The organism is Mycobacterium sp., from assembly GCF_040509115.1.
Lineage (GTDB): Bacteria > Actinomycetota > Actinomycetes > Mycobacteriales > Mycobacteriaceae > Mycobacterium.
The window spans coordinates 1-13248 of record NZ_JBEVLO010000544.1 but is presented as its reverse complement, the minus strand read 5'-3'; the positions used below and the strand labels follow the sequence as shown (position 1 = coordinate 13248).

The following is a 13248-nucleotide window of genomic DNA, read 5'->3' as shown; positions in this document are numbered from 1 at the left end:
CGGGGCCGGTAGGGTGTCATGGCCATGAATTTGCGTCCCTCGCATCCGGTCGGTGAAGGCCTCGCAGCGCTGGCCGAGCGCGTGCAGGCAGTCGTGCGAGCCGGACCATCCGGTTCGACTGCCGCTCACGTCAGGGTCACCGGGGTGACGCTGCGAAGCCGGGATGCGGAACCCGGTGACTTGTTCGCGGCGCTGCCAGGCGCGTCCGCGCACGGTGCGGCGTATGCCGCCGACGCGGTGCGCCGCGGTGCGGTGGCCATCCTCACCGATCCGGCGGGCGCCGACGTGATCGGCGGGGAAGTCGACGTACCCGTGCTGGTGCACGCCGCTCCGCGGGACGTGCTCGGCGAGACGGCCGCAGGGGTGTACGGGCGACCGTCGGAGCACCTGCGGGTGATCGGCGTGACGGGCACGTCGGGCAAGACCACGACCACCTATCTGGTCGAGGCGGGGCTGCGCGCGGCGGGGCGGGTCGCGGGCCTCGTCGGCACCGTCGGCATCCGGATCGACGGCAAGGACGAGCCCAGCGCGTTGACGACCCCGGAAGCTCCCGATCTGCAGGCGCTGTTGGCGGTGATGGTCGAGCGCGGCATCGACACCGTGGTGATGGAGGTGTCCAGTCACGCCCTGTCCCAGGGCAGGGTCGACGCCGTCCACTTCGCCGTCGGAGGGTTCACCAATCTGTCCCGTGACCACTTGGACTTCCATCCGACGATGGAGGACTACCTCAACGCGAAGGCCAAATTGTTCGAGCCCGAGTCGCCAACGCACGCCGACGTTTCCGTCGTGTGCATCGACGACGACGCCGGCCGGGTGATTGCGTCGAGAGCCGATCGGCCGATCACCGTGGGCACCGTGGGCACCGACGCCGACTGGCGGGTCGAGGACGTGCGCGCCGTCGGCGCGGTCGATCAGGAATTCGTCGCCGTCGACCCGGCCGGTGTGCACCACGGCCTGCGCATTGGGCTGCCAGGCGCCTACAACGTCGCCAATTGTCTTCTGGCGACGGCACTTCTCGACGTCGTCGGGGTGTCGCCGGAGCAGGCCGCCCCTGGCCTGCACGCGGCGACCGTGCCGGGCAGGCTGGAGCCAATCGATCGCGGCCAGGGCTTCCTGGCGCTGGTCGACTACGCGCACAAGCCGGGCGCGCTGCGGGCCGTCCTCGAGACGCTGCGGGCTCAGACCGAGGGGCGGATCGCGGTGGTCTTCGGTGCGGGTGGCAACCGCGATCCCGGGAAGCGCGAACCGATGGGCCGGGCCGCCGCCGAGCTGGCCGACCTCGTCGTGGTCACCGACGACAATCCGCGCGACGAGGAGCCTGCCGCCATCCGCGCGGCGATCGTCGAGGGCACCGTGGGCGCCCCCGCACGGGTCGTGGAGATCGGGGACCGAAGGGAAGCCATCGACTTCGCCACCGGCTGGGCTCGCGCCGGTGACGTGGTGCTGGTCGCGGGCAAGGGGCACGAGGCCGGGCAGACCAGCAACGGACACACCAGGCCGTTCGACGACCGCGACGAGCTAGCCCGGTCGTTGCAGGCGTTGGGGGCACGTTCGTGATCGATCTGACGCTGGCCGAGATCGCGCGCATCGTCGGTGGTGAGTTGGCCGACGTGTCGGCCGAGGAGGCGGAGACCACGCTGGTGACCGGAACGGTCGAGTTCGACTCCCGCGCGGTGACTGCCGGTGGTCTGTTCCTGGCGCTGCCGGGGGAGCGCGCGGACGGGCACGGCTTCGCGGCCAAGGCGGTGGCCGCGGGCGCGGTGGGTGTGCTGGCGGCGCGTCCGGTCGGGGTGCCCGCGATCGTCGTGAAACCCCACGCGGAGAGCGTCGATTCGGGCGCCAGCGTCCTTGAGTTCGACACCGACGGGTCGGGGGCGGCGGTATTGGAGGCGTTGGCCCGGCTGGCGGCCGCCGTTGCCGCCCGGTTGGTCGAGAACGGATTGATCATCGTCGGGGTGACGGGGTCGTCGGGAAAGACCTCCACCAAGGATCTGCTCGCCGCCGTGTTGACCCCGCTGGGCTCCGTCGTCGCCCCGCCAGGATCGTTCAACAACGAGCTGGGGCACCCGTGGACCGTGCTGCGCGCCACCACCGACACCGACTACCTGGTGCTTGAGATGTCGGCGCGCCACCCCGGCAACATCGCGGCACTGGCGCGGATCGCGCCGCCGTCGATCGCCGTCGTGCTCAACGTGGGCACCGCTCACCTGGGTGAGTTCGGTTCCCGCGAGGCCATCGCCGCTACCAAGGGCGAACTGCCGCAAGCGGTTCCGTCCTCCGGTGTCGTCGTGTTGAACGCCGACGACGCGGCGGTGAACGCCATGGCCGACAACACCGCCGCCCGCGTCGTCCGGATCGGTCGCGGCAGCGGCGCCGACCTCTGGGCCTCCGACGTCGTCCTCGACGAGCTGGCGCGGCCGCGTTTCACGCTGCACGCTCCGAACGGTGAGATTCCCGTCGAACTGGCGGTGCACGGCGACCACCAGGTCTCCAACGCGCTGTGCGCGGCCGCCGTCGCGCTCGAGTGTGGCGCCAGCCTGGAGCAGGTGGCGGACGCCCTCGCTTCGGCGGGCCCGGTGTCGCGGCACCGCATGCAGGTCGGCACGCGTGCCGACGGCGTGACGGTGGTCAACGACGCCTACAACGCCAACCCGGACTCGATGCGGGCGGGATTGAAGGCGTTGGCGTGGATGGCCAAGTCGGGGGGTGCGGCGGGTGCCGCGCCGCGACGCAGTTGGGCCGTGTTGGGCGAGATGGCCGAGCTCGGCGACGACGCGATCACCGAACATGACGGCATCGGTCGACTCGCCGTGCGCTTAGATGTGTCACGACTGGTCGTCGTTGGAACGGGGAGGTCCTTGAGCGCCATGTATCACGGTGCCGTCATGGAGGGATCGTGGGGCAGCGAGGTCACCATGGTCGCCGATGCGGGCGCCGCGCTGGAGCTCCTGGAAGCCGAACTCCGCGAAGGTGACGTCGTGCTGGTGAAGGCGTCCAAGTCGGCGGGCCTCGCCGAGTTGGCCGACGCGCTGGCCGCCGAGGCGGGGGGCGGAGCCGGATGAGGCAGATTCTGATCGCCGTCGGCATCGCGCTCGCGGTCTCGATCCTGCTGACACCCGCGTTGATCCGCCTGTTCACCCGGCGGGGCTTCGGCCACGAGATCCGCGAGGACGGCCCGCAGAGCCACCAGAAGAAGCGTGGCACGCCGTCCATGGGCGGGCTGGCGATCCTGACGGGCATCTGGGCGGGTTACCTCGGTACGCACCTGGTCGGTCTTGCGCTGGACGGCAACGGCCCGTCGGCGTCGGGCCTGCTGGTGCTGGGCCTGGCGACGGCGCTCGGCGGGGTCGGGTTCCTCGACGACATGATCAAGATCCGCCGCTCGCGCAACCTCGGTCTCAACAAGACCGCCAAGACCGTCGGTCAGCTCGCGGCGGCGGTCCTCTTCGGCGTGCTGGCGCTGCAGTTCCGCAACGGCGACGGTCTCACCCCGGGTAGCGCAGAGCTGTCCTACGTCCGCGAGATCGCCACGGTGACGCTGGCGCCCGCGGTGTTCGTGCTGTTCTGCGTCGTGTTGGTCAGTGCCTGGTCGAATGCGGTGAATCTCACCGATGGCCTCGACGGGCTTGCGGCGGGTGCGATGGCGATGGTCACCGCCGCCTACGTGATCATCACGTTCTGGCAGTTCCGCAATTCGTGTGCGTTCAGCCCGGGGCTCGGCTGCTACAACGTCCGCGACCCTCTGGACCTGGCTCTGGTCGCCGCGGCCACCGCGGGCGCGTGCATCGGATTCCTGTGGTGGAACGCGGCGCCGGCGAAGATCTTCATGGGGGACACGGGTTCGCTGGCGCTGGGTGGCATCATCGCCGGGCTGTCGGTGACCAGCAGGACCGAGATGCTGGCCGTCGTGCTCGGGGCGCTGTTCGTCGCCGAGGTGACCTCGGTGGTGGTGCAGATCATGGCGTTCAGGACGACGGGTCGGCGGGTGTTCCGAATGGCGCCGTTTCATCATCACTTCGAGCTGGTGGGCTGGGCGGAAACCACGGTCATCATCCGGTTCTGGCTGCTTACCGCCATCGCGTGCGGCCTAGGGGTGGCGTTGTTCTACGGCGAGTGGTTGGCCGCCGTCGGAGGCTGAGCTCGCGACACACCCCCGGATGTCCGCGTTGCCAGGCCTGTGACGGGGGAGGATTCTGGGGTGCAAGGGACAAATGAGCCTGATGTTGCATCTGTGACTGATGTGATCGTGGCCGGGTAGCTGTGAACATCCTTGCCAAGCTGCGGCGACCCGCTGCCGAGGCGGAGGCGCCCGCCGCCGACCCCGGCCACACCGTTGCGGCCGCCGTCCCCCGGACCAAGTTCGGGGCGTGGCTCGAGCGTCCCATGACGTCGTTCCACCTGATCATCGCGGTTGCTGCGCTGCTCATCACCCTGGGCCTCATCATGGTGCTCTCGGCGTCGGGCGTGCGCTCCTACGACACGGACGGCTCGCCGTGGGCGATCTTCGCCAAGCAGGTCCTGTGGACGGTGGTCGGGCTGGTCGCCTTCTATCTGGCGCTGCGCGTACCCGTCAGCGTCATGCGCAAGCTCGCGTTTCCCGGTTTCGCCTTCACCATCGTCCTGTTGATCCTGGTGCTGATACCGGGTATCGGCAAGGAGGCCAACGGTTCTCGCGGCTGGTTCGTGGTCGCGGGCTTTTCGATGCAGCCCTCAGAACTCGCCAAGATCGCCTTCGCCATATGGGGAGCGCACCTGCTCGCCTCGCGGCGCATGGAGCGCGCCTCGGTCCGCGAATTGCTCTTCCCGCTGGTGCCCGGCGCCCTCATCGCGCTGCTGCTGATCGTGCTCCAGCCCGACCTCGGGCAGACCGTGTCGCTCGGCATCATCCTGCTCGGCTTGCTCTGGTATGCGGGCCTTCCGCTGCGCGTCTTCCTCAGCTCGCTCGTCGCGGTGGTCATCGCCGCGGGCATCCTCGCCATGTCGGAGGGCTACCGGTCCGACCGCGTGCAGTCCTGGCTGGATCCCAGCGCCGACTCGCAGGGCTCGGGCTACCAGGCCAGACAGGCGCGCTACGCGCTGGCCAACGGTGGGGTGTTCGGCGACGGTCTCGGCCAGGGCACGGCCAAGTACAACTACCTGCCCAACGCCCACAACGACTTCATCTTCGCGATCATCGGCGAGGAACTCGGCTTCGTCGGTGCGCTCGGTCTGCTGCTGCTGTTCGGCCTGTTCGCCTACACCGGGATGCGGATCGCCAGACGTTCCGCGGACCCATTCCTCCGGCTGCTCACCGCGACCACGACGCTGTGGGTGCTGGGCCAGGTGTTCATCAACGTCGGCTACGTGGTGGGGCTGCTGCCCGTGACGGGCCTGCAGTTGCCGCTCATCTCGGCGGGCGGAACATCAACGGCGACAACGCTATTCATGCTCGGCATCATCACGAACGCGGCCCGTCACGAGCCGGAGGCGGTCGCCGCGCTCCGGGCAGGCCGCGAGGACAGGATGAACCGGCTGCTGCGGCTGCCCCTTCCGGAGCCCTACGTCCCGACCCGGCTGGAGGCGGCCCGCGACCGGCTGCGGGCCCGGCCCGGCAAGCCCGCCGTGGCCACTCAGAAGGCCAAGGCAGGTTCCAAGGCCAAGCCCAAGCCCAACTCCACAGCCAACCCCACGGCAAAGGCCAAGCCCAAGCCCAAGCCCAAGTCGAACGCGAAGCAGCCCCCAAAGCCGAAGCCCGCCCGCAAGCGCGCCGAGGAGCCGAGGCGGCGGTCAGCGGATGCGGCCGACCGCTCGGCGCAGGGCTCAGGGCATCATGGAGGCCGTCAGAGTCAGCCGAGCCGTCGAGCTCGAACCCTGGAAGGTCAGCGTTACGGGTGAGCAACCCCTTTTCCGGCGGGCAGGTGCGTAGCGACCCGGGGAGTGATGTGAACGGGCAGCAGCCGGGTGTCCTATCCGTAGTCCTCGCAGGTGGGGGCACCGCCGGACACGTCGAACCCGCGATGGCCGTCGCCGACGCCCTGAAGTCCTTGGCTCCCGACATCCGGATCACGGCGCTGGGCACCCACCGTGGGCTCGAGACACGGCTGGTGCCAGAGCGTGGCTATGACCTCGAACTGATCACCCCCGTGCCGCTGCCTCGCAAGCCCTCGGGCGACCTGGCCCGGCTGCCGTTGCGGGTGCGGACCGCGGTTCGCCAGACCAGGGCGGTGCTCGACGCCGTGCACGCCGACGTCGTCGTCGGCTTCGGCGGCTACGTCGCCCTGCCTGCCTACCTCGCCGCGCGCGGCGGCGCCCTGGGTCGACACCGGATACCCGTCGTGATCCACGAGGCCAACGCCAGGGCAGGGTGGGCGAATCGGGTCGGCGCACGCTCGGCGCGGCGGGTGCTGTCCGCCGTGCCGGAGCCGGGGTTGGGCCGGATCGCCGAAGTCGTCGGGGTGCCGGTCCGCGAGGCCATCACGACCCTCGACAGGACGGCTATGCGGGCCGAGGCACGCGCCTACTTCGGCTTCTCAGACACCGACAGGGTGCTGCTCGTGTTCGGCGGTTCGCAGGGGGCGCAGTCGCTCAACCGCGCCGTCTCGGCTGCCGCCGACGACCTCGCCGCGGCTGGCATCGCGGTGCTGCACGCGTACGGCAGGAAGAACGTCCTGGAGTTGCGGGAGCCCGCGCCGGGGGATCCGCCGTACGTCGCGGTGCCGTATCTGAACCGGATGGACCTGGCGTACGCCGCGGCCGACCTCGCCATCTGCCGCTCCGGCGCGATGACGGTCGCCGAGGTGACCGCCGTCGGCCTGCCCGCGGTGTACGTGCCGCTGCCGATCGGCAACGGCGAGCAGCGCCTCAATGCGCTACCGGTCGTCGGTGCAGGCGGCGGCCTTCTCGTCGCGGATGCCGACCTCACGCCTGCGTTCGTCGCGGAGACCGGGCGGGTGCTGCTTGGTGACCCGCAGCGTCTGACGGCGATGACCACGGCGGCGGCGCTGGCCGGTCACCCCGACGCGGCTCGCAGGGTGGCCGAGGTGGCCATCGAGGTCGCCAGACACGGCAGGGGGCGACGATGAGCGGGCGAGGTCTGCCACCGGAGTTGCAGCGGGTGCACATGGTGGGCATCGGGGGAGCGGGGATGTCCGGCATCGCGCGGATCATCCTCGACCGTGGCGGCATGGTGTCCGGTTCTGATGCCAAGGAGTCGCGTGGCATCGTCGCGCTCCGGGCCAGGGGCGCCCACGTTCGGATCGGTCATGACGCCTCGTCGTTGGACATGCTCCCCGGTGGGCCGACCGTCGTCGTGAGCACGCACGCCGCAATCCCGAAGGACAATCCCGAGTTGGTCGAGGCCGCCCGCCGCGGCATTCCGGTGGTCCTGCGGCCCGCCGTGTTGGCCAAGCTGATGGACGGCTACACCACGGTGATGGTGACGGGCACGCACGGCAAGACCACCACCACGTCGATGATCATCGTGGCGTTGCAGCGCAGCGGATTCGATCCGTCGTTCGCCGTCGGCGGCGATCTCGGCGAGGCGGGGACCAACGCCCACCACGGCAGCGGCGACTGCTTCGTCGCCGAGGCCGACGAGAGCGATGGCTCGCTCATGGAGTACACCCCCGACGTGGCGGTGGTCACCAACGTCGAAGCCGACCACCTCGACTTCTTCGGCAGCGCGGAGGCCTACGGCGCCGTGTTCGACGAGTTCGTGACGCGACTGCGGCCCGGCGGCGCCCTCGTGGTGTGCGTCGACGATCCGGGGTCCGCTGCCCTTGCGGAACGGTCGGCGGCGCGAGGGGTCAGAGTGCTCCGTTACGGCAGCGTGGCCGATCCCGAAGTGATCTCGAATCTTGCTGGTGTACTGGTCAATTGGGAGCAGCAGGGCACCGGAAGCGTGGCGACCGTCCAGCTCGCTGGCGAGTCGATGCCTCGAGGCATGCGGCTCGCGGTGCCCGGTAGGCACATGGCGCTCAACGCGCTCGCGGCGCTGCTGGCGGCAGTGCAGGCCGGCGCCGAGGTGGACGTGGTCCTGGACGGCTTGGCCTCGTTCGAGGGTGTGCGACGGCGATTCGAGGCAGTGGGGACCGCGGCGGGGATCCGAGTCTTCGACGATTACGCGCACCATCCCACCGAGGTGCGGGCCACGCTGGAGGCGTTGCGCGCCGTCGCGGGTCATGGCCGGTCGTTGGTGGTGTTCCAGCCACACCTCTACTCCCGCACACAGACCTTCGCCCGCGAGTTCGGGCAGGCCCTCAGCATTGCCGACGAGGTGTTCGTCCTCGACGTGTACGCCGCACGTGAGCAGCCGATCGTCGGCGTCAGCGGCGCCAGTGTCGCCGACAACGTGACCGCGTCGGTGCGGTACGTGCCGAACTTCTCCGCCGTCGCCGATCTCGTCGCAGAGGTGGCGCGGCCGGGTGACGTCGTCGTGACGATGGGAGCGGGTGACGTCACGCTGCTCGGCCAGGAGATCCTGTCCGCCGTGCAGGCCAGGGCCACCAAGGGTGCGCCGGGGAGCGGGCAGGCGTGACCGGCCCTGCCGACACCGCGGATGGCGCCGAGGACGGCGCCCCAGCAGGAGACGCCCCAGAAGACGAGACCCTAGCAGGAGACACCCCAGCAGGGGACGCCCCAGCAGACGCCCCAGCAGGGGAGGCCGGCGAAGGGGACTTCGAGGGCCCACGCCGCAGGGCCCGTCGGGAGCGCGAGGAGCGGCGAGCGGCGCAAGCGCGGGCCGTCGCGATCGAGAATGCGCGCCGGGAGGCCAAGCGCCGCGTGACCGGCCGCACGGCCGACGAGCCGAAAGCCCCTGCGCGCGGGCTGATCCGGGGTCTCAAGGCGCTGATGTGGTCGGCGTTGGCGAGTGTGATCGCGGTCGGCCTCGGGCTCCTGCTCTACTTCACCCCGATCATGTCCGCGCGCGTGGTGGCGATCACGGGCCTGGTCACCATCACTCAGGACGAGGTGGAGCAGGCTGCCGCAGTGGCGCCGGAAACCCCGCTGCTGCAGATCGACACCGACGCCGTGGCCGAACGCGTCGCCACCATCCGACGGGTGGCCAGTGCCAGGGTGCAGCGCGAGTATCCGTCGACGCTGCGGATCACGATCGTGGAGCGGGTTCCGTTGGTGGTCAAGGACTATCCGGATGGACCGCACCTGTTCGACCGCGACGGGGTGGACTTCGCCTCCGCGCTCCCGCCGCCCGGCCTGCCGTATCTCGATGCCGACACGCCGGGCCCCAGTGACCTGCCTACGTTGGCCGCGCTTCAGGTGCTCACCGCGTTACGACCGGAGGTGGCGGGCCAGATCAGCCGGATCGCCGCGCCGTCGGTTGCCTCGATCACCTTGACGCTCTTCGATGGTCGCGAGGTCATCTGGGGGACGACGGACCGTACCGACGAGAAGGCCCTGAAGTTGGCGGCGCTCCTGACGCAGCCGGGGCGCACCTACGACGTGTCCAGTCCGGATCTGCCGACGGTGAAGTAGCGCTGCGTCGTTTGGCGGCGCAAAAATCCTGCGACACGTTCGGCGCGCCTGCGCGGTTACCCCACGCCCTCGCCCTACCGTTCTGGTTGCGCGAAACTACTTGACATAACTCTAAGCCTATGGTTGAGGTTGAGAGTTTGCACAGGAGGAAGACGACCGATGACACCCCCGCACAACTATCTCGCAGTCATAAAGGTGGTCGGCATCGGTGGCGGCGGCGTCAACGCCGTCAACCGGATGATCGAACAAGGCCTCAAGGGCGTCGAGTTCATCGCCATCAACACCGACGCGCAAGCGCTGTTGATGAGCGATGCCGACGTCAAGCTCGACGTCGGTCGTGACTCCACCCGTGGACTCGGCGCAGGCGCCGATCCCGAGGTCGGCCGCAAGGCCGCCGAAGACGCCAAGGACGACATCGAGGAACTGCTGCGCGGCGCCGACATGGTGTTCGTGACGGCGGGCGAGGGGGGCGGCACCGGCACCGGCGGCGCGCCCGTCGTGGCGACGATCGCCAGAAAGCTCGGCGCGCTGACCGTCGGCGTGGTCACCAGGCCCTTCTCGTTCGAGGGCAAGCGCCGCTCCAACCAGGCCGAGTCGGGAATCGCGGCGCTCCGCGAGAGCTGCGACACCCTCATCGTCATCCCCAACGACCGGCTCCTTCAAATGGGCGACGCCGCCGTGTCGCTGATGGACGCGTTCCGCAGCGCAGACGAGGTGCTGCTCAACGGCGTCCAGGGCATCACCGACCTGATCACCACGCCCGGCCTGATCAACGTCGACTTCGCCGACGTCAAAGGCGTCATGTCCGGCGCGGGCACCGCGTTGATGGGCATCGGGTCGGCGCGCGGCGACGGCAGGGCGCTCAAGGCGGCCGAGACGGCGATCAACTCCCCGCTGCTCGAGGCGTCGATGGAAGGCGCTCAGGGCGTGCTGCTCTCGGTGGCAGGCGGCAGTGATCTCGGCCTGTTCGAGATCAACGAGGCCGCCTCGCTCGTTCAGGAATCGGCGCACCCCGAGGCCAACATCATCTTCGGCACCGTGATCGACGACTCGCTCGGCGACGAGGTGCGCGTCACGGTCATCGCCGCGGGCTTCGACGCCGCGGGTCCCAGCCGCAAGCCGGTCGTCGGTACCCAAGCCGCAGGCCAGGGCATCTCACCCGGGCGTGCGGGCAGGGTCACGTCCTCGGCCTTCGAGCCGGTCGACCCGGCGAGCGTGCCGCTGCACACCAACGGTGCGACGGTCAGCATCGGCGGCGGTGGTGATGATGACGACGACGTCGACGTGCCACCCTTCATGCGGCACTGACCCTTTCGCCGCCGGGGCGGAATACTGGGGACCGTGAGCCTTCGCATTCGGCGTGTGACGACCACCCGCGCGGGCGGTGTGTCCGCCCCGCCGTTCGACTCGTTCAACATGGGCGACCACGTCGGCGACGATCCGAAGGCCGTCGCCACCAATCGTGAGCGGTTGGCGACGACGATCGGACTGGGTGTGGACGGCGTCGTCTGGATGAATCAGGTGCACGGTGATCGCGTGGTCGCCGTGGACGGTCCGGTGCCGTCGGCGGTCGACGCCACCGACGGCCTGGTCACGACGACCGCAGGCTTGGCCCTGGCGGTCGTGACCGCCGACTGCGTTCCGGTGTTGATGGCGGACGCGCGGGCCGGCGTGATCGCCGCGGTGCACGCCGGGCGGGTGGGCGCGCAGAAGGGGATCGTCGCCAGGGCCGTCGAGGCGATGGTGGCGCACGGCGCAAAGGTCGAGGACGTGTCGGTCCTGCTTGGCCCCGCCGTCAGCGGCCGCAACTATGAGGTACCCGACGCCATGGCCGCCGAGGTGGAGGCGGCGGTACCGGGGAGCCGGACCACGACGCTCCGCGGCACCGCCGGACTGGACTTGAGGGCTGGCATCACGAGGCAGCTGACCACACTGGGGGTGAAGTCCGTCGACGTCGATCCCCGATGCACGGTCGACGACGCCAATCTGTTCAGCCACCGCCGGGCGGCGCCCACCGGGCGGCTCGCGTCCCTGGTGTGGATGGAATGACGCCGACGAGTACGCCCCGCGGCACCGAACTCGCGGAGGCGCTTGGCGCGCTCCAGAAGCGGCTCGACGCGGCGGCGAGCTCGGCGGGGCGGGACGTGTCGGAGATCGAATTACTTCCCGTGACGAAATTCTTTCCGGCCTCGGATGTAATTGAATTGATGCGAATTGGTTGTCGCGCATTTGGTGAGTCGCGCGAACAGGAAGCTTCGAAGAAAATCGCCGAAGTGGCCGAGTCGAATTACACCGTTGCAATTCGCTGGCACATGATCGGCCGCATCCAGCGCAAGAAGGCCCGCGCCGTCGCGGGCTGGGCGTACGCGGCCCACTCGGTGGACGGCGTGGCCCTGGCCGAAGCGCTGGGTCGGGGGGCCACGCAGGCCGTGGCGGATGGACTGCGCGCAGAGCCGCTGCGGGTGTACGTCCAACTGAGCCTCGACGGTGACGAGGCGAGGGGAGGGGTGGACGTCGGTCGGCCGGATCTCGTGGATGACCTGTGCGGCCTCGTCGATGCGACCGAGGGGCTGCAGTTCGTGGGGCTGATGGCGATCCCTCCGCTGGGTGTGGACGCCGCCGAGTCATTCGCGCGTTTGGAATCCGAGCGTCTCCGGGTACAGGCCTCCTACCAGCAACGGCTCGGTCTATCGGCAGGCATGTCCAACGACCTCGAGACGGCGGTGCAACACGGCTCAACGTGTGTGCGTGTCGGTACCGCCCTTCTGGGGCAACGTCCTCTAACGTCACCCTGAGTAGTCACTCCAGTCACATCTTCATCACAGACAACATAAGTTTCAGGCGTCAGAAGGGTCTCCGATGAGCACACTGCATAAGGTCAAGGCCTACTTCGGGATGGCCCCGATGGACGACTACGACGACGAGTACTACGACGACGCCGCGCACCCGAGGAGCGAGTACGACGAGGAGCGCTCGGCACGGGCCTACCCCCGTCGCCCCCGCGACGAGCGCTTCGAGGAAGACGGCGGGTACGGCCATCCCGACGCCCGCGGCTACGACGACCGGATGGATCGGGTCGGCGGCCGCGAGTTCGACCGCGAAATGGCAGGCGCCCCAGCCGGTTACCGCGGCGGATACCTTGACGAGCCGCTGCGCGGCAGGCGCGACCTCGAGCGTCCGCGCTTCAACACATTGCACGGCGCCACCCGTGGGGCGGTCGCGATGGAGCCCCGCCGGATGGCGGCGATCTTCGAAGAGGGCAGCCCGTTGGCCAAGATCACCACGCTGCGTCCCAAGGACTACAGCGAGGCCCGCACCATCGGTGAGCGCTTCCGCGACGGCACCCCGGTGATCATGGACCTGGTGTCGATGGACAACGCCGACGCCAAGCGGCTGGTCGACTTCGCCGCCGGGCTCGCGTTCGCGCTGCGCGGATCCTTCGACAAGGTCGCCACCAAGGTCTTCCTGCTCTCACCGGCCGATATCGACGTCAGTGCCGACGAGCGCCGCCGGATCGCCGAGGCCGGTTTCTACTCCTACCAGTAGGGGTTCCGGCCGAGGAGAGCATTGCGGCGCCCAGCCCGGTCCAGTCCGCCAGGTAGGCTGACGTCCTGGGATCGCACGCTCGTCCCAGCTGCTCGAATGTCCCTAATTCCTGCCCGTCTGTGTATGCAGTAGTGAGGTCGGCTTCAGTTGTCGATGGTCTTTCAAATCCTGGGTTTTGTGCTGTTCGTCTTCTGGCTGCTGCTGATCGCCCGGGTCGTTGTCGAATTCATC

Annotated in this window: 9 protein-coding genes and 3 pseudogenes; all 12 read left to right on the top strand. The window is 69.4% G+C overall.

The features are described from left to right. Positions 1-24 precede the first annotated feature (24 nt). Positions 25-1557 (top strand): UDP-N-acetylmuramoyl-L-alanyl-D-glutamate--2,6-diaminopimelate ligase, encoded by a 1533-nt coding sequence (locus ABW137_RS36350; RefSeq protein ID WP_526407899.1) that lies wholly within the window; start codon positions 25-27, stop codon positions 1555-1557. Next, positions 1554-3062 carry a UDP-N-acetylmuramoyl-tripeptide--D-alanyl-D-alanine ligase gene (locus ABW137_RS36345; protein ID WP_526407898.1) on the top strand — a complete coding sequence of 503 codons (1509 nt, stop codon included), beginning with the start codon at positions 1554-1556 and terminating at the stop codon, positions 3060-3062. The genes ABW137_RS36350 and ABW137_RS36345 overlap by 4 nt, the downstream gene beginning before the upstream one ends. Beyond that, the gene (gene mraY, locus ABW137_RS36340; RefSeq protein WP_526407896.1) at positions 3059-4138 is read left to right on the top strand and encodes a phospho-N-acetylmuramoyl-pentapeptide-transferase; all 1080 of its coding nucleotides are present in this window, start codon (positions 3059-3061) and stop codon (positions 4136-4138) included. Before ABW137_RS36345 ends, mraY begins: the two co-directional genes overlap by 4 nt. Before the next feature lie 122 nt (positions 4139-4260). Next, positions 4261-5905, top strand: a pseudogene (gene ftsW / locus ABW137_RS36335) (putative lipid II flippase FtsW). Beyond that, positions 5898-7061 carry an undecaprenyldiphospho-muramoylpentapeptide beta-N-acetylglucosaminyltransferase gene (murG, locus tag ABW137_RS36330; protein WP_526407929.1) on the top strand — a complete coding sequence of 388 codons (1164 nt, stop codon included), beginning with the start codon at positions 5898-5900 and terminating at the stop codon, positions 7059-7061. The pseudogene ftsW and the gene murG overlap by 8 nt, the downstream one beginning before the upstream one ends. Next, positions 7058-8520, top strand: a pseudogene (gene murC, locus ABW137_RS36325) (UDP-N-acetylmuramate--L-alanine ligase); the annotation flags it as partial. The gene murG and the pseudogene murC, both read left to right, overlap by 4 nt. Continuing rightward, a complete protein-coding gene (locus tag ABW137_RS36320; RefSeq protein WP_526407927.1) occupies positions 8512-9471 on the top strand; it encodes a cell division protein FtsQ/DivIB in 960 nt (319 codons plus the stop codon). The pseudogene murC and the gene ABW137_RS36320, both read left to right, overlap by 9 nt. 159 nt (positions 9472-9630) lie before the next feature. Next, positions 9631-10779, top strand: coding sequence for a cell division protein FtsZ (gene ftsZ / locus ABW137_RS36315; RefSeq protein WP_526407894.1), 1149 nt, complete (start codon positions 9631-9633; stop codon positions 10777-10779). A 33-nt stretch (positions 10780-10812) separates the two neighbouring features. After that, positions 10813-11520 (top strand): peptidoglycan editing factor PgeF, encoded by a 708-nt coding sequence (gene pgeF, locus ABW137_RS36310; RefSeq protein ID WP_526407892.1) that lies wholly within the window; start codon positions 10813-10815, stop codon positions 11518-11520. Continuing rightward, positions 11517-12266, top strand: coding sequence for a YggS family pyridoxal phosphate-dependent enzyme (locus tag ABW137_RS36305; RefSeq protein WP_526407890.1), 750 nt, complete (start codon positions 11517-11519; stop codon positions 12264-12266). Before pgeF ends, ABW137_RS36305 begins: the two co-directional genes overlap by 4 nt. A 64-nt stretch (positions 12267-12330) precedes the next feature. Further along, positions 12331-13017 (top strand): cell division protein SepF, encoded by a 687-nt coding sequence (locus ABW137_RS36300; RefSeq protein ID WP_526407888.1) that lies wholly within the window; start codon positions 12331-12333, stop codon positions 13015-13017. Positions 13018-13164: 147 nt separating this feature from the next. Continuing rightward, a pseudogene (locus ABW137_RS36295) lies at positions 13165-13248 on the top strand (YggT family protein); the annotation flags it as partial.